Raw genomic sequence first — 19,894 nt, 5'->3', positions numbered from 1 at the left:
GCAGCGATAAGAGTGTCTCGCGCGATTCCCGCGGCGGGGGTACCCACACGTCACTCACACGCGACCAGTGACGGACAACGACAAAGAGCCGGACCCAGTGGGACTGGGTCCGGCTCTCAATGTCTGGCACTTCTGCTGGTCAGCGGCTTGATCACGCTGGTCCGGCTTCTGTGCCCCCGGCAGGATTCGAACCTGCGCACACGGCTCCGGAGGCCGTTGCTCTATCCCCTGAGCTACGGGGGCGTACCGCCGTGGTGAAGCGGCGACGGGTTGAACACTACCAGCTCCGGTCGGGTGTTCATGAACAGGTTTCGGGAGGTCGCACGGCTCGGGCCGTGCGGGGCGTCGTCGTCCCCCGGCTGCTCCCCGTGCAGGTGGAAGTCGGCAAAAGCCGGACGCGGTGGTCGGGGGCGACCTACTCTCGAGTTGTGCCAGGCGTGTCCGGCCGCGTGCTTGTTGTGGACGACAACAAGGTCATCCGGCAGTTGATCAGGGTCAATCTCGAGCTGGAGGGCTTCGAGGTAGTGACCGCGGCCGACGGTGCCGAGGCTCTGGACATGGTGCACCGGGTCTGCCCCGATGTCGTGACGCTGGACGTCGTGATGCCGCGCCTCGACGGGCTGCGTACGGCCGCGCGGCTCCGGGACGACCCCGGGACCCGCCATCTGCCCCTCGCGATCATCAGCGCCTGTACGCAGTACGAGGTCGAGAGCGGCCTCGCGGTGGGTGTGGACGCCTTCCTCTCCAAGCCCTTCGAGCCCGCCGAGCTGGTCCGGCTCGTACGGCAGTTGGTGCGCCGGGAGCGCACATCGGCCGTTGACGACGGCGTCGAGGCGAGTAGTGACGACAGTGCCGACGGGCGGCCCGACGGCCCGACCGACGGCGGTACCGACGGTATGCACGAAGCCGGGCAGGTAGGCCGTACGGTCGGCTGAGTGGCGAGCGGGCTGAGCCTCCACGGTTGAGTGGCTCGCCACCGGCGTACCGTCGAGGGCTCGCCCACCGGGTTCGCCGGTGAGCCTCCCGGTCGGGCCCCGTCACAGGGCCGGGCGGCGCCTCCCGGCACGGGCCCCGTCACCAGGTCGGGCGGCGCCCCAGTGGCCGCCCCCGGTGCCCGCATGGCGAAACCGGTTCGCGTTCAGGCCCCCCTCCTCCCATACGCTTGTGCCGTGACCCCCGCAGAGCTCTCCCGTACCGTGCTGCGCGCCGTGCGTCGCGCCGTGGACGCGGACGTGCTGCGGGCGCCGGTGCCGGAGCGCGCCGTCGTCGAGCGGCCGAGGCCCGGCGGCCGCGGCGACTACTCCACCAACGTCGCCCTCAAGCTCGCCGGCCCCGCCGGCCGCCCCGCCCGCGAGGTCGCCGAGATCCTGCGGGCCCAGCTGATGCTGATCGGGTACGACGCGATCGTCGACGTAGAGGTCACCGGCCCTGGATTCCTGAACTTCACCCTCGCCTCCGACGCCCACTCCTCCGTCGTACGAACCGTCCTCGCCCAGGGCCGCGCCTACGGCCACGGGGCCGCCCTCGCCGGCGACGTCGTCCGTGTCGGCACCGGGACGCTCGCCTGCGCCCTTGCCCGGATCGCCCACGCGCTGGGTGCGAGCGTCGTCCACACGAGCGGCGCCGCGAGCAGCACGGCAGGCGCCGAAGGCTGCGACAGTACGGAAAGCACCGACCGAGCCACGCAAAGCGGCGAGAACCCCGCCGAACGAGCCCTCGTAGCCCGCCTGGGTCCCGACGCCGCCGTCTGGCACCTCGTCTGGCCCACCGCGACCGCCTCGCCCGACGACCTCCTCGTGCAGCGTGAGACCAACCCCCTCTTCCGCGTCCGGTACGCCCACGCCCGCACCCGCGCCCTCGTCCGAAACGCCGCCGCCCTCGGGTTCCGGGGCGAGGAAGCGGAGGGCACGGGGAGCGGGGACGCCCCCGAGGCTCGGGCGCTGGTACGTGCTCTCGCGGACCACCCCGCCGTCCTCGAAGCCGCCGCCCGCCACCGCGCGCCCGACCGGCTCGCGCGGCACCTGGACATGACAGCGGAGGCCTTCTTCCGCTTCCACGACGCCCATCCCGTCCTGCCCCTCGGCGACGAGAAACCCTCGGTCGCCCACCGCTCCCGGCTGGCCCTCGCCGAGGCCACCGGGACGGTGCTCGCCGGCGGCCTGTCCTTGCTCGGCATCAGCGCACCCGAACATCTGTGAGAGAGACAGAAGGACCATGAGCCGTTCCGCACACCCCGCCGGGCCCCGTCACGCCGATGTCTACCCCGAGGGCCACTACACCGCCCCGGCCGCCGACCTCAACGTGCTCGACGAGAAGGTCTGGGCGCGGACCGTACGACGTGACGAGGACGGCGTCGTCACCGTCGGCGGCATCGAAGTCAGCCGCCTCGCCGAGGAGTTCGGCACCCCCGCCTACTTCCTCGACGAGAGCGACTTCCGCGCCCGCTGCCGCGCCTGGGCCGACGCCTTCGGGCCGGACGCCGACGTCTTCTACGCGGGCAAGGCATTCCTCTCCCGGGCCGTCGTCCGCTGGCTCAAGGAAGAGGGGCTCAACCTCGACGTGTGTTCCGGTGGGGAGCTGACGACCGCCCTCGACGCCGGCATGCCCGCCGAGCGCATCGCCTTCCACGGCAACAACAAGTCCGTCGAGGAGATCGAGCGGGCCGTACGCCTCGGGGTGGGGCGGATCGTCCTCGACTCCTTCCAGGAGATCGTCCGCGTCGCGCACATCGCGCAGAGCCAGGGCAAGCGCCAGCGCGTGCAGATCCGGGTGACCGTCGGCGTCGAAGCCCACACGCACGAGTTCATCGCCACCGCCCACGAGGACCAGAAGTTCGGCATCGCGCTCGCGGACGGCCAGGCCGCGGAAGCGGTACGGCGCGCCCTGCGGCTCGACGGTCTGGAGCTCATCGGCATCCACTCGCACATCGGCTCGCAGATCTTCGACATGGCCGGCTTCGAGGTGTCCGCCCGCCGCGTGGTGCAGCTGCTGACCGAGGTGCGCGACGAGCACGGCGTCGAGCTGCCCGAGATCGACCTCGGCGGCGGCCTCGGCATCGCGTACACCTCTGAGGACGACCCCCGCGAGCCGCACGAGATCGCCAAGGCGCTCACCGAGATCGTCGGCCGGGAGTGCGAGGCCGCCGGGCTCCGCACGCCCCGCATCTCCGTCGAGCCCGGCCGCGCGATCGTCGGGCCCACCGCCTTCACCCTCTACGAGGTCGGCACGATCAAGCCGCTGGAGGGGCTGCGCACGTACGTGAGTGTCGACGGCGGCATGTCGGACAACATCCGCACGGCCCTGTACGACGCCGAGTACAGCGTGGCGCTCGTGTCGCGCGCCTCGGACGCCGAGCCGATGCTCGTCCGTGTCGTCGGCAAGCACTGCGAGAGCGGCGACATCGTGGTGCGGGACGCGTTCCTGCCCGCCGACCTCGCGCCCGGCGACCTCATCGCCGTGCCGGCCACCGGCGCCTACTGCCGCTCCATGGCGAGCAACTACAACCACTCGCTGCGCCCGCCCGTCGTGGCGGTGAATGATGGTGAGGCCCTGGTCATCGTCCGACGCGAGACGGAGGAGGATCTCCTGCGTCTCGATGTCGGCTGATGAAATAGACGTCTCGCAATCTGGACCCTGGACAGAAACTCCCGTCCGGTGAGTGAGACTGGTTCACATTCATGCAAGAAACGCTGTGCCGAATGAAAGGCGTAGGTCGAATGATGCGTACGCGTCCGCTGAAGGTGGCGCTCCTGGGCTGTGGTGTGGTCGGCTCAGAGGTGGCGCGCATCATGACGACGCACGCCGAAGACCTCGCCGCCCGCATCGGCGCCCCGGTCGAGCTGGCCGGGGTCGCCGTGCGCCGCCCCTCCAAGGTGCGCGAGGGCATCGACCCCTCCCTGATCACCACCGACGCGACCGCGCTGGTCAAACGGGGTGACATCGACGTCGTCATCGAGGTCATCGGCGGCATCGAGCCCGCCCGGGCCCTGATCACCACCGCGTTCGAGCACGGTGCCTCCGTCGTCTCCGCGAACAAGGCACTGCTCGCGGAGGACGGCGCGGCCCTGCACGCCGCCGCGGAGGCGCACGGACGGGACCTGTACTACGAGGCCGCCGTCGCGGGCGCCATCCCGCTGGTACGGCCGCTGCGCGAGTCCCTCGCCGGCGACAAGGTCAACCGCGTGCTCGGCATCGTCAACGGCACGACGAACTTCATCCTCGACAAGATGGACACGAGCGGAGCCGGTTACTCCGAGGCGCTCGACGAGGCCACCGCCCTCGGGTACGCCGAGGCCGACCCCACCGCCGACGTCGAGGGCTTCGACGCCGCCGCCAAGGCCGCCATCCTGGCCGGGATCGCCTTCCACACCCGGGTACGCATCGGCGACGTGCACCGTGAGGGCCTGACCGAGGTCACGGCCGCCGACATCGCCTCCGCCAAGCGCATGGGCTGCACCGTCAAGCTCCTCGCCATCTGCGAGCGCGCGGCCGACGGCAGGTCCGTCACCGCTCGTGTCCACCCCGCGATGATCCCGCTGACCCACCCGCTGGCCTCGGTCCGCGAGGCGTACAACGCGGTCTTCATCGAGGCCGAGGCGGCCGGGCAGCTGATGTTCTACGGTCCGGGCGCCGGCGGCGCGCCGACCGCGTCCGCCGTGCTCGGCGACCTCGTGGCGGTCTGCCGGAACCTGGTCGCGGAGACCACCGGGCCCGGCGAGTCCGCGTACACCCAGCTTCCTGTCAGCTCCATGGGGGAGGTCGTCACGCGGTACCACATCAGCCTCGATGTGGCCGACAAACCGGGTGTTCTCGCCCAGGTCGCGACGGTCTTCGCCGAGCACGGCGTCTCCATCGACACCGTGCGCCAGCAGAGCCGACAGGACGGAGTCGGCGAGGCATCCCTCGTCGTCGTCACCCACCGCGCGCCCGACGCCGCCCTTTCGGGGACCGTCGAGGCGCTGCGCAAGCTCGACACCGTGCGCGGTGTCGCCAGCATCATGCGTGTTGAAGGGGAGTAAGGACCCATGACCAGCATCGGCACCCACCAGTGGCGCGGCATCATCGAGGAGTACCGGGACCGTCTTCCGGTGACGCAGACGACGCCCGTCGTCACGCTCGGCGAGGGTGGCACGCCGCTCGTACTGGCGCAGGTCCTCTCCGAGCGCACCGGCTGTGAGGTGTACCTCAAGGTCGAGGGCGCCAACCCGACCGGTTCCTTCAAGGACCGCGGCATGACCATGGCGATCACCCGCGCCAAGGAGGAGGGCGCGAAGGCGGTCATCTGCGCCTCCACCGGCAACACGTCGGCCTCGGCCGCCGCCTACGCGGTGCGCGCCGGCATGGTGTGCGCCGTCCTCGTGCCGCAGGGCAAGATCGCGCTCGGCAAGATGGGCCAGGCGCTCGTGCACGGCGCCAAGATCCTTCAGGTCGACGGCAACTTCGACGACTGCCTGACGCTCGCCCGCAGCCTCTCCGACAACTACCCGGTGGCGCTGGTCAATTCGGTCAACCCGGTGCGCATCGAGGGGCAGAAGACCGCCGCCTTCGAGATCGTCGACCGGCTCGGCGACGCCCCGGACGTTCACGTTCTTCCCGTCGGCAACGCCGGAAACATCACGGCGTACTGGCGCGGGTACCGCGAGTACGCGGCCGACAAGATCTCCACCCGCACCCCCCGCATGTGGGGCTTCCAGGCCTCCGGCTCGGCCCCGATCGTGCGCGGCGAGGTCGTCAAGGACCCGCACACCGTCGCCACCGCGATTCGCATCGGCAACCCCGCGTCGTGGCAGTACGCCCTGGAGGCGCGGGACGAGTCGGGTGGCTTCATCGACGAGGTGACGGACCGTGAGATCCTGCGTGCCTACCGTCTGTTGGCCTCCCAGGAGGGCGTCTTCGTCGAGCCCGCCTCGGCCGCCAGCGTCGCCGGCCTGCTCAAGGCCGCCGACGAGGGCAAGGTCGACCCCGGCCAGAAGATCGTCTGCACGGTGACCGGGAACGGCCTCAAGGACCCGGACTGGGCGGTGGCCGGAGCGCCGCAGCCGGTCACGGTGCCGGTGGACGCCGCCACGGCCGCCGAGCGCCTCGGCCTCGCGTAGCGCGCCCGGTGGGGGCCGGCAGGTGGCGTAAAGCCCCGTAAGGCCCCGTAAGACCAGACATAGGCGCACAGGATGGCTCGCGACACGCATCGTGCGCCTCCTGTGCGCCCTATGTCGTCACAGAACCTTCCTTCGATAGGCTGTACTCAACCCGCCCCGCCGCATATGCCGCGGTGCTGCTGCCGTCATGGCCTCCGGGTGTTCGTACGTCCTTCAGAATGTTGCAGTCCGCACAATCTCGCAGTCCCACAAGGAGAGTCGTCGAGCGATGGCCGGTCCCGCGTTCCGCGCCGCCGCCGTAAGGGTGCGCGTCCCCGCCACCAGCGCAAATCTTGGTCCCGGCTTCGATGCCCTGGGCCTGTCGCTGGGGCTGTACGACGATGTCGTCGTCCGGGTCGCCGACTCCGGGCTGCATGTCGACATCGCAGGTGAGGGCGCCGAGACGCTGCCCCGTGACGAGAGCCACCTGCTCGTACGGTCGCTCCGTACCGCCTTCGACCTGCTCGGCGGACAGCCGCGCGGCCTGGAGGTCGTCTGCGCCAACCGCATCCCGCACGGCCGCGGCCTCGGTTCCTCCTCCGCCGCCATCTGCGCCGGCATCGTCGCCGCGCGCGCCGTGACCATAGGCGGCGACGCACGGCTCGACGAGGCGGCGCTGCTGGAGCTGGCGACCGAGATCGAGGGCCACCCCGACAACGTCGCCGCTTGCCTGCTCGGCGGCTTCACGCTCGCCTGGACCGACGGGGGAGCGGCCAGGGCGATCAGGATGGATCCTGCGGATTCCGTCGTTCCGGTGGTCTTCGTGCCCGGGAAGCCGGTGCTCACCGAGACCGCCCGCGGTCTGCTGCCCCGTACCGTCCCCCATGTGGACGCCGCCACCAACGCGGGGCGCGCCGCGCTGCTCGTCGAGGCCCTGACCAGGCGCCCCGAGCTGCTGCTCGCGGCGACCGAGGACCGACTCCACCAGGACTACCGCGCCCCGGCGATGCCGGAGAGCCTGGCCCTGGTCAACCGACTGCGCGCGGACGGCGTCCCCGCGGTCATCTCCGGCGCGGGCCCCACGGTCCTCGCGCTGGTCGAGGACAGTGCGGCCGACAAGGTCGCACGGCTCGCGGGCGAGGGGTGGGCCGCCAACCGGCTGGCTCTCGACGCCGCGGGAGCGAGTGTCCTGCCGCTCGGGGCGCAGTGACACGCGATTGCCGGTGAACGAGAGGGGGAATATTTGTTGGATCCGGTAGTGTTAATCTCAAGTCTGCACCCGGCGTCCTTGTGGCGCGGTGCATCGTGTCCCCGTTCGGGACCACACTTCTTCCGGGAGCCTCCCCAACTGCCTGAGCAGCCTGCCTGAGCAGTTTCGAGCACGCTCCGGAACCGGCATTTGCACGAGCCGGACCCCCAGCACGTTTATCTCTTCCGCCGTATCCGGCGGACCACCGCCCCGGCACGGTTCAACAAGACCGCAGTCGGACAGCACAACCGGTCGCCGAGCCAGACAGGCCGACGTCCGCTCCAGGGAAGGACCCTTCGTGAGCGACACCACCGATCTGATGGGCGTGACTGCCGACAAGAATGTCGACAACACCGCGTCCGCCGCAGGTGCTGCCACTGGTAGTGCCGCACGGCGCCGCCGCTCCGGCACCGGCCTCGACGGCATGGTCCTGGCCGAGCTGCAGCAGGTCGCGTCCGGCCTCGGTATCAGGGGCACCGCGCGCATGCGCAAGAGCCAGCTGATCGAGGTCATCAAGGAGGCGCAGGCCGGAGGCTCCGCCCCGGCCAAGAGCGCCGAGACGGCCGGCTCCGCCGCAGAGACCAAGCCGAAGCGCCGCGCCACCTCCAAGGCCCGTACGGGCGACGAGAGCGCCAAGGCCCCGGCCGCCGCGCCCGCCGCCGAGAAGGCCGTGGCCCAGCAGCAGATCGACATCCCCGGTCAGCCGGCCAGCGACGACCAGCCGGCCGGCGAGCGCCGCCGACGTCGTGCCACCGCACAGGCGGGCAGCCCCGAGTCGGCTGTCGCCACCGAGGTGAAGGCCGAGCCCAAGGCCGACCTCAAGACCGAGGTACGGACCGACGCGCAGCCCGAGGCCAAGGCCGAAGCCGCCGTCGACACGGCCGAGGGCCGCAGGGGCGACCGCCAGGAGCGCGGCCAGCGCGGCGACCGCCGTGAGCGCGGTCAGCGTGACCGCGGCGAGCGCGGCGAGCGCGGCGACCGTGGTGAGCGCGGCGACGGCCAGCGCGGCGAGCGCCAGGACCGCGGGGACCGCGGCGAGCGCCGTGACCGCGGCAAGGGCGACGACCAGGGCGGCCAGCGCCAGCAGCGCCAGGGCGGCCAGGGCGGCCCGCAGGGCGCCGGACCGCAGGACGACGACGATTTCGAGGGTGGCCGCCGTGGCCGCCGCGGCCGCTACCGCGACCGTCGTGGCCGTCGTGGCCGCGAGGAGTTCGGCAGCGACGCGCCGCCGGTCTCGGACGACGACGTACTGATCCCTGTCGCGGGCATCCTCGACATCCTCGACAACTACGCGTTCATCCGGACCTCCGGCTACCTGCCGGGCCCGAACGACGTGTACGTGTCGCTGGCCCAGGTGCGCAAGAACGGCCTGCGCAAGGGTGACCACGTCACCGGCGCCGTCCGCCAGCCCAAGGACGGCGAGCGCCGCGAGAAGTTCAACGCGCTCGTACGCCTCGACTCCGCGAACGGCATGGCGGCCGAATCCGGCCGCGGGCGACCGGAGTTCAACAAGCTGACGCCGCTGTACCCGCAGGACAGACTGCGCCTCGAGACCGACCCGGGCGTCCTGACGACCCGGATCATCGACCTCGTCGCGCCGATCGGCAAGGGCCAGCGCGGCCTGATCGTGGCCCCGCCGAAGACCGGCAAGACCATGATCATGCAGGCGATCGCCAACGCGATCACCGTCAACAACCCCGAGTGCCACCTGATGGTCGTCCTGGTCGACGAGCGTCCGGAAGAGGTCACCGACATGCAGCGGTCGGTGAAGGGCGAGGTCATCTCCTCGACCTTCGACCGGCCGGCCGAGGACCACACCACCGTCGCCGAGCTGGCCATCGAGCGCGCGAAGCGCCTCGTCGAGCTGGGTCACGACGTGGTCGTCCTGCTGGACTCGATCACCCGTCTGGGCCGCGCGTACAACCTCGCGGCTCCCGCCTCCGGACGCATCCTGTCCGGTGGTGTCGACTCGACCGCGCTCTACCCGCCGAAGCGCTTCTTCGGTGCGGCGCGCAACATCGAGGACGGCGGCTCGCTGACCATCCTGGCCACCGCGCTCGTCGAGACCGGCTCGCGCATGGACGAGGTGATCTTCGAGGAGTTCAAGGGCACCGGCAACATGGAGCTCAAGCTCGACCGGAAGCTCGCCGACAAGCGCATCTTCCCGGCTGTCGACGTCGACCCGTCCGGCACCCGCAAGGAGGAGATCCTCCTCAACGCGGAAGAGCTCGCCATCGTCTGGAAGCTGCGCCGGGTGCTGCACGCCCTCGACTCGCAGCAGGCGATCGAGCTGCTGCTGGACAAGATGAAGCAGACGAAGTCGAACGCCGAGTTCCTGATGCAGATCGCCAAGACGACTCCGTCGGGCAACGGCAGCGACTGACCGCCGCAGTACCGCCGAGCCGCCCCGTCACGAAAGTGGCGGGGCGGCTTTGTCGTTCCCGGCGATGCAAACCCCGGCAACCGTAAAGGTGTTGCCAAGTTGTGTTCACTGGTTGGTCACAAGTGGCTCCAGGTGTAAGGGAGTCGGTCCTACGATCGATCGGCCGCAGGTGGGGGATCCATGTGGGGCGCCTTCCCGTACATCTGAATCAGGAGTCCCGAGTGATCTCTGGCAAGCAGGGCGGCCGACACCGTCGCCGGATACGCGCAGCCGTGCCGGTGGCGGGCGCGATGATCGCGGCCGCCGTCGCCGGTGCGATGCTGATGGCCCCGGCCAACGCGGCACCGCCGCCGCCCGCGCCGCCCGTGAGCGAGCCGGCCGTCACCGCGCCCTCCCAGGCGGAACTGGCCGCGCGGCTCGCGTCGGCGGCCAGGAAGGCCCAGCAGCCGCCCACGGCGGACCGGTTCTCGTCCGGCGGGACGATCGAGCCGATGGTCATCGGCGGTACGAGCACGAGCATCGCCTCGGCTCCGTGGATGGCCCAGCTCTTCTACAACGACGGCCCCGACTCCTTCTTCTGCGGCGGCGCCGTCGTCGCGCCGACGAAGATCCTGACCGCGGCGCACTGCGTCAAGGGCGTCAACTGGAAGGCCAAGGGCGTCGTCGTCACCGGAAGCGAGAAGCTGGGCACCGGCGGCACGAAGTCGGCCGTGTGGCGGCAGTGGAACCACCCGAAGTACAGCGACTACACGCTCGACAACGACATCGCCGTCCTGACCCTGGCCGCCCCGGTCAAGGCCGAGCCGATCAACATCACGAAGTCGAACGACACCACGTCGTACCGGCCCGGGACCCTCGCCACGGTCTACGGCTGGGGCCGCACCACGTCCACCAGCAACGCCGTCTCGCAGACGCTCCGCAAGGCCCAGCTGCCCCTCAACTCCGATGCCACGTGCGCGAACTGGCAGCTCGGCCACCAGTTCGTCAAGGGCCACATGGTCTGCGCGGGCAAGCCCGCCAGCGGCCGGGACAGCGGCACGAAGACCGCCTGCAACGGTGACTCGGGCGGCCCGCTGGTCGTCGGCGGCAGGATCGTCGGCGTGGTCTCGTGGGGCATCAAGGACTGCGTCGAGAAGGGCGCGTACAGCGTCTACGCCAAGGTCAGCTCGTACGCCGGATCCGTCGTCCCGCGCGTGGACGACGCCAACCTGAGCGGCGACCACCGCTCCGACGTCCTCGCCCGGCGCAGCTCCGGCGGCACCCTCTACTCGTACGCCTCCAAGGGCACCTCGCTGGCCGCACGCGTCAGCCAGGGCGACTACAGCGGCACCAACGTGATCCTCCAGAGCGACCTGAACCGCGACGGCCTGGAGGACCTGGTCGTCCGTACGACCTCCGGGGAGCTCTGGTGGTCGCACTACGTGCCGTCCACCCGCAAGTGGGCCAACACGAAGATCGCGTCCGGCTGGGGCTCCAGGAAGCACGTCGTCGTCCCCGGCGATGTCACCGGCGACGCCCTGCCCGACCTGCTGTCCGTCGACTCCGCGGGCGTCCTGTGGATCCATCCGGGCAAGGGGAACGGCACCTTCTCGCCCCGCGTCAAGGCCGGCACCGGCTGGAGCCAGTACAACTCCGTGCGCGGCAACGGTGACTTCAACGGCGACGGCAAGGCCGACCTGATCGCCCGCAAGGCCAGTACGTCCGAGATGTTCCTTCACAAGGGGACGGGCAAGGCGGGCAGCGGCGCCTTCGCCGCCAAGGTCGAGGTCCGTACGTGGCCCGACTACAACGCCTTCGACGCGGCCGGTGACGTCACCGGCGACGGCAGGGCCGACTTCCTGGCCCGTACGCCCGGCGGCACGATGTATCTCTACCCGGGCACCGGCAAGGGCTCCTCGGAGATCTTCGCCACACGCGTTAAGATCGGCACCGGCTGGCAGCAGTACGACATCTTCGGCTGAAAGGCCTGGTGGGAAAGGACGTTGGTCCCTCTCGCCCGGACCGCTCATCCGCGCCCTGTGGCCCCTGCGCCAGCAGGGGCCACAGGGCGTTGTGCAACCCTTCACGGTGATCCGCCGTCTGACAAGTGTCGTAAGTGCCGACATACCGTGCCCGATCGCCACGGCAGGAGGTACCGGAACCAACGAGCGCTGGGGAGAACATGGGTGAGCAGCAGAGCAGGAGCGGCCGAATACGGGGCACCGGCAAGCGCCGGAAGTCCCCGGAGCCCGGCGCCCGCCCGAAGGCGCTGACCGCCGCCGCGTGGACCGCCGCCGCGGTGGTGCTGCTCGGGGGCACGGGACTCGGTTTCGTGTACGTCCAACTCGACGGCAATCTGAAGGGTGTTGACATCAACACCCAGCTCGGCGGCGACCGCCCCGACGACGTCGACAACGGCTCCCTGGACGTCCTCGTCCTCGGCTCCGACTCCCGCTCGGGCGACAACGCGAAGTACGGCGAGGACGAGGGCGGCGCCCGCTCCGACACCGCGATGGTCCTGCACGTGTACGAGGGCCGCGAGAAGGCCGGCGTCGTCTCCATACCGCGCGACACCCTGATCGACCGTCCCGCCTGCGCCTCGGACAGCGGCGGCGCCGCCGTCCCGGGCGCCGGGCACCAGATGTTCAACACGGCGTACGAGGTCGGCGGCCCGGCCTGCGCGGTCAAGGCCGTCGAGAAGATGTCCGGCATCCGCATGGACCACTACGTCGAGGTCGACTTCACCGGCTTCAAGAAGCTCATCGACGAGCTGGGCGGGGTGGAGATCACCACCCGGCAGGCCATCGACGACGACAAGAGCCATCTGCACCTCAAGCCCGGCACGCACACCCTCGGCGGCGAGCAGTCACTCGGTCTCGTACGGACCCGCAAGAGCGTCGGCGACGGCAGCGACCTCGGCCGCATCCAGCTCCAGCAGGCCTTCATCAAGGCGCTGATCAACCAGGTCAAGGACGTCGGTGTCTTCACCAGCCCGAAGAAGCTGCTCGGCCTGGCCGACAGTGCCACCAAGGCCGTCACCACCGACTCCGACCTCGCCTCGGTCAAGGAGCTCATGGGCTTCGCGAACGGCCTGAAGGGCATCGGTCCGGGCGACATGAAGATGGTGACGCTGCCCGTGCGGTACGACCCGGCCGACCCCAACCGCGTCCTGCCGCTCCAGCGCCAGTCGAAGCGGGTGTGGGACGCGCTGCGGCAGGACAAGCCCGTACCGGCCTCCGCCACCAAGGGCTCGGCGGGCGACCAGGGCGACGCGGGCCAGGTCGTACGGAGCCGGTAGCGGGCGGGGGAATAGTTCCGGGCCGTCCCCGGTTTTGGGAGATGCGGCCAGTGCTGGCAGACTGGTACGTCGGCCCCGGTTCACGTATGCGCAATCCGCGCGTGCGACCCGGCGCCCTCCCGAAACTAGGAGACACCTTGAAGCGCGAAATCCACCCCGAGTACGTCGAGACCCAGGTCAGCTGTACCTGTGGCGCGTCGTTCACCACCCGCAGCACGATCTCCAGCGGCACCGTCCGTGCCGAGGTCTGCTCCGAGTGCCACCCGTTCTACACGGGCAAGCAGAAGATCCTCGACACCGGTGGCCGCGTGGCCCGCTTCGAGGCCCGCTTCGGCAAGGCTGCCGCCGCGAAGTAGCGAGCCATCGCGCCGGTCCTCGGCCGCTCCGTACAGGGGCGGGGAGGACCGGCGCTTTGTCGTGACGCACGCAGTCCGCACTTCCCTTTCGTTTTTTGCTACCCAGGAGCCCGAAGATGTTCGAGGCGGTCGAGGATCTGATCGGTGAGCACGCCGATCTCGAGAAGAAGCTGGCCGATCCCTCGGTCCACGCCGACCAGGCGAACGCGCGCAAGCTGAACAAGCGCTACGCCGAGCTGACCCCGATCATCGGGACGTACCGGGCCTGGAAGCTGACCGGCGAGGACATCGTCACCGCGCGCGAATTCGCCCACGACGACCCGGACTTCGCCGCCGAGCTGAAGCTGCTGGAGAAGCAGCAGGCCGAGCTCACCGAGAAGCTCCGCCTGCTCCTCGTCCCGCGCGACCCCAGCGACGACAAGGACGTCATCCTCGAGGTCAAGGCGGGCGCGGGCGGCGACGAGTCCGCCCTCTTCGCCGGCGACCTGCTGCGCATGTACCTGCGGTACGCCGAGCGCGTGGGCTGGAAGACCGAGATCATCGACGCCACCGAGTCCGAGCTGGGCGGCTACAAGGACGTCCAGGTCGCGGTGAAGACCAAGGGCGGCAACGGCGCCACCGAGCCCGGCCAGGGCGTCTGGGCGCGGCTGAAGTACGAGGGCGGCGTGCACCGCGTGCAGCGCGTGCCCTCCACCGAGTCGCAGGGCCGCATCCACACCTCGGCGGCCGGCGTGCTCGTCACCCCCGAGGCCGAAGAGGTCGACGTCGAGATCCACGCCAACGATCTGCGCATCGACGTCTACCGCTCGTCCGGCCCCGGCGGCCAGTCCGTCAACACCACCGACTCCGCGGTCCGCATCACCCACCTGCCGACCGGCGTCGTCGCCTCCTGCCAGAACGAGAAGAGCCAGCTCCAGAACAAGGAGCAGGCCATGCGCATCCTGCGCTCGCGGCTGCTCGCCGCCGCCCAGGAGGCCGCCGAGCAGGAAGCCTCCGACGTACGCCGCAGCCAGGTCCGCACGGTTGACCGCTCGGAGAAGATCCGTACGTACAACTTCCCGGAAAACCGGATCTCGGACCACCGCGTGGGCTTCAAGGCGTACAACTTGGACCAGGTGCTCGACGGCGAACTGGACGCCGTGATCCAGGCCTGCGTCGACGCCGACTCCGCCGCGAAGCTCGCGGCGGCCCAGGAAAGCCAGTAAGCCAGCAAAGCCAGTAAGCCCCCTGCAAGTCGGAGGACCGGGATGAATCTGCTGCTCGCCGAGGTGGCTCAGGCCACCCAGCGGCTGGCCGACGCCGGCGTGCCCTCACCGCGGTTCGACGCGGAGGAGCTCGCCGCGTTCGTGCACGGCGTCAAGCGGGGAGAGCTGCACAAAGTCAAGGACGCCGACTTCGACGCGCGCTACTGGGAGACGATCGCGCGCCGCGAGGCCCGCGAACCGCTGCAGCACATCACCGGGCGCGCCTTCTTCCGCTTCCTGGAGCTCCAGGTGGGCCCCGGCGTCTTCGTCCCCCGCCCCGAGACCGAGTCGGTCGTCGGCTGGGCCATAGACGCCGTACGGGCCATGGACGTCGTCGAGCCGCTCATCGTCGACCTGTGCACCGGCTCCGGCGCCATCGCGCTCGCCATGGCGCAGGAGGTCCCGCGCTCGCGCGTGCACGGCGTGGAGCTGTCCGACGACGCGATCAAGTGGACCCGCAAGAACGCCGAGGGCTCGCGCGTCACCATCCACCAGGGCGACGCCAGGGACGCGCTCCCCGAGCTCGACGGCCAGGTGGACCTCGTCGTATCCAACCCGCCGTACATCCCGCTCACCGAGTGGGAGTACGTCGCCCCCGAGGCCCGCGACCACGACCCGGAGATGGCCCTCTTCTCCGGCGAGGACGGCCTCGACCTGATCCGCCACATCGAGCGCACCGCCCACCGCCTGCTGCGCCCCGGCGGCGTCGTCGTCATCGAGCACGCCGACACCCAGGGCGGCCAGGTGCCGTGGATCTTCACCGAGGAGCGTGGCTGGGCCGACGCGGCCGACCACCCCGACCTCAACAACCGGCCCCGCTTCGCGACCGCCCGCAAGGCCATGCCGTGACCGCCGGCCGCAGAATCCAGTTCCCGCACGAGGAGGCCCGTTAAATGGCACGGCGATACGACTGCAACGACGCGACCGACCGCAAGACCGGTCTTCGCGAAGCCGCGGCCGCCGTCCGCCGTGGCGAGCTGGTCGTCCTCCCGACCGACACCGTCTACGGCATCGGGGCCGACGCCTTCAGCGCCGAGGCCGTCGGCGACCTCCTGGAGGCCAAGGGACGCGGGCGCAACATGCCCACACCCGTCCTCATCGGCTCCCCGAACACGCTGCACGGCCTGGTCACGGACTTCTCCGAGCAGGCGTGGGAGCTCGTCGACGCGTTCTGGCCGGGCGCCCTCACCCTCGTCGCGCGCCACCAGCCGTCCCTGCAGTGGGACCTCGGCGAGACGCGCGGCACCGTCGCCGTCCGCATGCCGCTGCACCCCGTCGCCATCGAGCTGCTCACCGAGTTCGGCCCGATGGCCGTCTCCAGCGCCAACCTCACGGGACACCCCGCTCCCGAGGACTGCGACGCGGCCCAGGAGATGCTCGGCGACTCCGTCTCCGTGTACCTCGACGGCGGCCCGACGCCCGGCATCGTCCCGTCGTCGATCGTCGACGTCACCGGGAAGGTCCCCGTCCTGCTGCGGGCCGGCGCACTCGACGCCGAGGAGCTGCGCAAGGTCGTACCCGACCTCGAGGTGGCCAGTTGACCGCCCTTGACGGGCGTGGCACAGCCGAAGGTATATCCGGGAACACCTTCCGTATCCTCCACGTCAGCACCGGCAACGTCTGCCGCTCGCCGATCACCGAGCGGCTGACCCGCCATGCCCTCAGCGACCGGCTGGGCGACCCGCTCACCCGCGGCCTCGTCGTCGAGAGCGCGGGCACGTGGGGGCACGAGGGCGCGCCCATGGAGGCCAACGCCGCCGCCGTCCTGGCCGACTTCGGCGCGGACGCGGCGGGCTTCACCGGGCGCGAACTGCTCGACGAGCACGTCATCCGTGCGGACCTCGTCCTGACGGCGACGCGCGACCACCGCGCCCAGGTGATCTCGATGGGTCACTCGGCCGGCCTGCGCACCTTCACGCTCAAGGAGTTCACCCGGCTCGTACGGGCCATCGACCCGGCGACGCTGCCCGATCCCCTCCAGGACGGCGTGGTGGAGCGCGCGAGGGCGCTCGTACGGGCCGCGGCCGCGCTCCGGGGCTGGCTGCTGGCCCCCAGCGTGGAGGCCGACGAGGTGTACGACCCGTACGGCGCCCCCATCACCTTCTTCCGCTCGATCGGCGACGAGATCAACACGGCGCTCGACCCGGTCGTCACCGCGCTCACGGGCACGCCCGCCGGCACCTGAGCGGCCGGACGCCGGGCCGGGGACCTTCCCGCGCCCGCGGCGTCCGAGGACCCGCCCGCGGGGCGTACGAGCACGGGGCGCCCCAGGGGGCCGGAAGAGCCGGGCAGGAGAAGAACGCGCCGCCGGGCAGTGTGCCCCCATGCGTCCTACATTGGAGGGGCCGCACCCCTTCGCCAGGCCCGGAGTCAGCCATGCCGGTCACCGCCTCACCCGTTCAGCAGGAGCACGCCGTCCTCGGGGCGGGCTTCGAAGCGCTGAGCCGCCAGGATCCCGAGATCGCCGACGTCGTCCTCGGCGAGATGGGCCGCGAGGCCACCGGCCTCCAGCTGATCGCCGCCGAGAACTTCTGCTCGCCCGCCGTGCTCGCGGCCCTCGGCTCCCCGCTCGCCAACAAGTACGCCGAGGGCTACCCCGGCGCCCGTCACCACGGCGGCTGCGAGCTCGTCGACGTCGCCGAACGCATCGCGATCGACCGCGCCACGCGCCTCTTCGGGGCCGAGCACGCCAACGTCCAGCCGCACTCCGGCTCCGCCGCCGTCCTCGCCGCGTACGCCGCGCTCCTGCGGCCGGGTGACACCGTCCTGGCCATGGGTCTCCCGTACGGGGGACACCTCACCCACGGCTCCCCGGCCAACTTCTCCGGCCGCTGGTTCGACTTCATCGGCTACGGCGTCGACCACGAGTCCGGCCTCATCGACTACGACCAGGTGCGCCTCCTGGCCCGCACGCACCGCCCCAGAGCCATCGTCGTCGGCTCGATCGCCTACCCGAGGCACCCGGACTACGCGGCCTTCCGCGAGATCGCCGACGAGGCCGGCGCGTACCTCGTCGCGGACGCCGCCCACCCCATCGGCCTGGTCGCCGGGGGAGCGGCGCCCAGCCCCGTCCCGTACGCCGACGTCGTCTGCGCCACCACGCACAAGGTGCTGCGCGGCCCGCGCGGCGGCATGCTGCTGTGCGGCGCGGAGCTCGCGGAGCGCATCGACCGCGCCGTCTTCCCCTTCACCCAGGGCGGCGCCCAGATGCACTCGGTGGCCGCCAAGGCGGTCGCGTTCCGGGAGGCGGCGGCGCCCGCCTTCTCGGCGTACACCCATCAGGTCGTCGCCAACGCCCGCGCCCTGGCCGACGCCCTCACCGCGCGGGGCTTCGCCGTCACCACCGGCGGCACGGACACCCACCTGATCACCGCCGACCCGTCCCCGCTGGGCGTCGAGGGCCGCTCGGCACGCGGGCTGCTGGCGGCGGCCGGCCTGGTCGTGGACTGCTGCGCCCTCCCGTACGGCGACGAGCGCGGCATCCGCCTCGGCACCGCCGCCGTCACCACCCAGGGGATGCGCGAACCGGAGATGGCGCGGATCGCGGGGTTCTTCGCCTCGGCGCTGCGGGAGGACGGCGTGAGGACGGCGGCGGAAGTACGCGATCTGGCCGGTAATTTCCCCCCGTACCCCGGCTGAGAACCCGTCGTGCAACCATCAACCGGTACCCGAATGTCCTGGAGCATGTGGCCGCGAAGCTAGGGTGTGGGGCTGAGATGGCCGGCGATACCTGTGGGGCTGCCCGTGCGTGAATACCTGCTGACGCTCTGCGTTACGGCGGCGGTGACTTACCTCCTGACCGGACCGGTGCGGAAGTTCGCCATCGCCACCGGCGCGATGCCCGAGATCCGAGCACGTGACGTGCACCGGGAGCCGACTCCGCGGCTCGGTGGCATCGCGATGTTCGGCGGTCTGTGCGCCGGTCTGCTGGTCGCCGACCACCTGCAGAACCTCAGCAGCGTCTTCGAGCTGTCGAACGAGCCGCGCGCGCTGCTGTCGGGCGCTGCGGTGATCTGGCTCATCGGCGTACTGGACGACAAGTTCGAGATCGACGCGCTGATCAAGCTGGGCGGCCAGTTCATCGCCGCCGGCGTGATGGTCGCGCAGGGTCTGACGATCCTGTGGCTCCCGGTGCCCGGCGTCGGACAGGTCTCGGTGACCGCCTGGCAGGGCAATCTCCTCACCGTCGCGCTCGTGGTGATCACCATCAACGCGGTGAACTTCGTCGACGGTCTCGACGGTCTGGCCGCCGGCATGGTCTGCATCGCCTCCGCGGCGTTCTTCATGTACGCGTACCGGATCTGGTACGGGTACGGCATCGAGGAAGCCGCGCCCGCCACCCTCTTCGCCGCGATCCTGATGGGCATGTGCATGGGGTTCCTCCCGCACAACATGCATCCGGCCAGGATCTTCATGGGCGACTCCGGTTCGATGCTGATCGGCCTGGTCCTGGCGGCCGGCGCGATCTCCGTCACCGGGCAGGTGGACCCGGACGCGATGAAGCTCTTCCCGGGCACCAGCACCCGCGAGGTCACCCACGCGATGCTGCCGGTCTTCATCCCGCTGCTGCTGCCGCTGACGATCATCGCGATCCCGGTCGCGGACCTGCTGCTGGCGATCGTGCGGCGCACCTGGCAGGGCAAGTCGCCGTTCGCGGCGGACCGCGGGCACCTGCACCACCGGCTCCTGGAGATCGGCCACTCGCACAGCCGGGCCGTCCTGATCATGTACTTCTGGTCGGCGCTGATCGCCTTCGGGGCCGTCGCGTACTCGGTGCACTCGGCCAGCATGTGGATCGTGCTCGGCATCGTCGCGCTGAGCGCGGTCGGCCTGGTGCTCCTGCTGCTGCCGCGCTTCACGCCCCGCGCCCCGCGCTGGGCGGAGTCCTTCATTCCACCGCGCTACCGCAGGAGCGGCCGGGCGTACTCCGCTCTGGAGCACGAGACGGAGGAGGCCGCTGGGACGGCCGAGGCCGACGGGACGGAAGAGGGGCCGCAGGAGCGCGCCCCGCTGCCGGCGGGCGTCAACGGAGCGACCGCCATCGGGCCCCGATCGCGGATCCCCGAGCGGCGTAAGGCCGGAACGCCGCGCTGACGATTTGCCGTGCGAGATCCCAATACCAGACAAAGTGCCAGCCTGTCGCGCGCAGACGCGCAGGGTCACTCTCATGTGTGACAGTAGGCACACCTACTTGGTAAAGACCTCATCAAATAGTTTGTGATACCGTTCACGAGACCCGGCGACAGAGCCGGAGGGCCGTAGTGCGACGGCTCTCCCGGCGTGAGGTGGTACCTCGGTCCCGGCTTACGCT

The 19,894-nt window shown here is 70.8% G+C and carries 16 protein-coding genes and 1 tRNA gene; 16 read left to right on the top strand and 1 reads right to left on the bottom strand.

Annotated features, from left to right (window positions below; genetic code table 11):
- Window positions 1–171 precede the first annotated feature (171 nt).
- Window positions 172–243, bottom strand: a tRNA-Arg gene (locus tag IE185_RS25420).
- Between the two features lie 185 nt (window positions 244–428).
- On the opposite strand from IE185_RS25420, the gene IE185_RS25415 reads away from it, so the two are divergent.
- The 16 genes from IE185_RS25415 (at window position 429) to IE185_RS25340 (ending at window position 19,677) form a co-directional block, all read left to right on the top strand.
- On the top strand, window positions 429–935 hold the full coding sequence (locus IE185_RS25415) for a response regulator (RefSeq protein ID WP_229843688.1): 507 nt from the start codon (window positions 429–431) through the stop codon (window positions 933–935).
- A 234-nt stretch (window positions 936–1,169) separates the two neighbouring features.
- A complete protein-coding gene (gene nrtL, locus IE185_RS25410) occupies window positions 1,170–2,198 on the top strand; it encodes an ArgS-related anticodon-binding protein NrtL (RefSeq protein ID WP_189716070.1) in 1,029 nt (342 codons plus the stop codon).
- A gap of 16 nt (window positions 2,199–2,214) precedes the next feature.
- Window positions 2,215–3,606, top strand: a complete 1,392-nt coding sequence (lysA, locus tag IE185_RS25405; RefSeq protein ID WP_138894115.1) for a diaminopimelate decarboxylase — start codon at window positions 2,215–2,217, stop codon at window positions 3,604–3,606.
- A gap of 110 nt (window positions 3,607–3,716) precedes the next feature.
- On the top strand, window positions 3,717–5,018 hold the full coding sequence (locus tag IE185_RS25400) for a homoserine dehydrogenase (RefSeq protein ID WP_138894114.1): 1,302 nt from the start codon (window positions 3,717–3,719) through the stop codon (window positions 5,016–5,018).
- Window positions 5,019–5,024: 6 nt separating this feature from the next.
- On the top strand, window positions 5,025–6,095 hold the full coding sequence (thrC, locus tag IE185_RS25395; RefSeq protein WP_138894113.1) for a threonine synthase: 1,071 nt from the start codon (window positions 5,025–5,027) through the stop codon (window positions 6,093–6,095).
- A gap of 268 nt (window positions 6,096–6,363) precedes the next feature.
- Window positions 6,364–7,284 (top strand): homoserine kinase, encoded by a 921-nt coding sequence (thrB, locus tag IE185_RS25390; RefSeq protein ID WP_138894112.1) that lies wholly within the window; start codon window positions 6,364–6,366, stop codon window positions 7,282–7,284.
- A 337-nt stretch (window positions 7,285–7,621) separates the two neighbouring features.
- Complete coding sequence (gene rho, locus IE185_RS25385; RefSeq protein ID WP_138894111.1) at window positions 7,622–9,706, top strand: transcription termination factor Rho; 2,085 nt, start codon at window positions 7,622–7,624, stop codon at window positions 9,704–9,706.
- 290 nt (window positions 9,707–9,996) lie between these two features.
- Window positions 9,997–11,667 (top strand): trypsin-like serine protease, encoded by a 1,671-nt coding sequence (locus IE185_RS25380; RefSeq protein WP_138894116.1) that lies wholly within the window; start codon window positions 9,997–9,999, stop codon window positions 11,665–11,667.
- Window positions 11,668–11,867: 200 nt separating this feature from the next.
- Window positions 11,868–12,983, top strand: a complete 1,116-nt coding sequence (locus IE185_RS25375; RefSeq protein WP_138894110.1) for an LCP family protein — start codon at window positions 11,868–11,870, stop codon at window positions 12,981–12,983.
- A 137-nt stretch (window positions 12,984–13,120) separates the two neighbouring features.
- A complete protein-coding gene (gene rpmE / locus IE185_RS25370) occupies window positions 13,121–13,339 on the top strand; it encodes a 50S ribosomal protein L31 (protein ID WP_028813220.1) in 219 nt (72 codons plus the stop codon).
- 116 nt (window positions 13,340–13,455) lie between these two features.
- Window positions 13,456–14,544 carry a peptide chain release factor 1 gene (gene prfA / locus IE185_RS25365; RefSeq protein ID WP_138894109.1) on the top strand — a complete coding sequence of 363 codons (1,089 nt, stop codon included), beginning with the start codon at window positions 13,456–13,458 and terminating at the stop codon, window positions 14,542–14,544.
- 42 nt (window positions 14,545–14,586) lie between these two features.
- Complete coding sequence (gene prmC, locus IE185_RS25360) at window positions 14,587–15,432, top strand: peptide chain release factor N(5)-glutamine methyltransferase (RefSeq protein ID WP_138894108.1); 846 nt, start codon at window positions 14,587–14,589, stop codon at window positions 15,430–15,432.
- A gap of 44 nt (window positions 15,433–15,476) precedes the next feature.
- A complete protein-coding gene (locus IE185_RS25355) occupies window positions 15,477–16,124 on the top strand; it encodes an L-threonylcarbamoyladenylate synthase (protein WP_138894107.1) in 648 nt (215 codons plus the stop codon).
- The gene (locus IE185_RS25350; RefSeq protein WP_138894106.1) at window positions 16,121–16,768 is read left to right on the top strand and encodes an arsenate reductase/protein-tyrosine-phosphatase family protein; all 648 of its coding nucleotides are present in this window, start codon (window positions 16,121–16,123) and stop codon (window positions 16,766–16,768) included. Before IE185_RS25355 ends, IE185_RS25350 begins: the two co-directional genes overlap by 4 nt.
- Before the next feature lie 191 nt (window positions 16,769–16,959).
- On the top strand, window positions 16,960–18,222 hold the full coding sequence (gene glyA, locus IE185_RS25345; RefSeq protein WP_138894105.1) for a serine hydroxymethyltransferase: 1,263 nt from the start codon (window positions 16,960–16,962) through the stop codon (window positions 18,220–18,222).
- Window positions 18,223–18,327: 105 nt separating this feature from the next.
- Window positions 18,328–19,677: an MraY family glycosyltransferase gene (locus IE185_RS25340; protein ID WP_138894104.1), complete on the top strand. Its 1,350-nt coding sequence runs from the start codon at window positions 18,328–18,330 to the stop codon at window positions 19,675–19,677.
- Window positions 19,678–19,894: the final 217 nt, after the last annotated feature.

The organism is Streptomyces chryseus, assembly GCF_014650755.1.
GTDB lineage: Bacteria > Actinomycetota > Actinomycetes > Streptomycetales > Streptomycetaceae > Streptomyces > Streptomyces chryseus.
The sequence above is the reverse complement of the archived record's forward strand: the minus strand, read 5'-3'. Positions and strand labels throughout refer to the sequence as shown.

Excerpts from the sequence above, each read along its gene's own strand:
- IE185_RS25400 (WP_138894114.1), top strand. The coding sequence starts at position 3,717 with ATGATGCGTACGCGTCCGCTGAAGGTGGCGCTCCTGGGCTGTGGTGTG.
- IE185_RS25375 (WP_138894110.1), top strand. The coding sequence starts at position 11,868 with ATGGGTGAGCAGCAGAGCAGGAGCGGCCGAATACGGGGCACCGGCAAG.
- glyA (WP_138894105.1), top strand. The coding sequence starts at position 16,960 with ATGCCGGTCACCGCCTCACCCGTTCAGCAGGAGCACGCCGTCCTCGGG.
- IE185_RS25380 (WP_138894116.1), top strand. The coding sequence starts at position 9,997 with ATGATCGCGGCCGCCGTCGCCGGTGCGATGCTGATGGCCCCGGCCAAC.
- prmC (WP_138894108.1), top strand. The coding sequence starts at position 14,587 with ATGAATCTGCTGCTCGCCGAGGTGGCTCAGGCCACCCAGCGGCTGGCC.
- thrB (WP_138894112.1), top strand. The coding sequence starts at position 6,364 with ATGGCCGGTCCCGCGTTCCGCGCCGCCGCCGTAAGGGTGCGCGTCCCC.
- IE185_RS25355 (WP_138894107.1), top strand. The coding sequence starts at position 15,477 with ATGGCACGGCGATACGACTGCAACGACGCGACCGACCGCAAGACCGGT.
- thrC (WP_138894113.1), top strand. The coding sequence starts at position 5,025 with ATGACCAGCATCGGCACCCACCAGTGGCGCGGCATCATCGAGGAGTAC.
- prfA (WP_138894109.1), top strand. The coding sequence starts at position 13,456 with ATGTTCGAGGCGGTCGAGGATCTGATCGGTGAGCACGCCGATCTCGAG.
- lysA (WP_138894115.1), top strand. The coding sequence starts at position 2,215 with ATGAGCCGTTCCGCACACCCCGCCGGGCCCCGTCACGCCGATGTCTAC.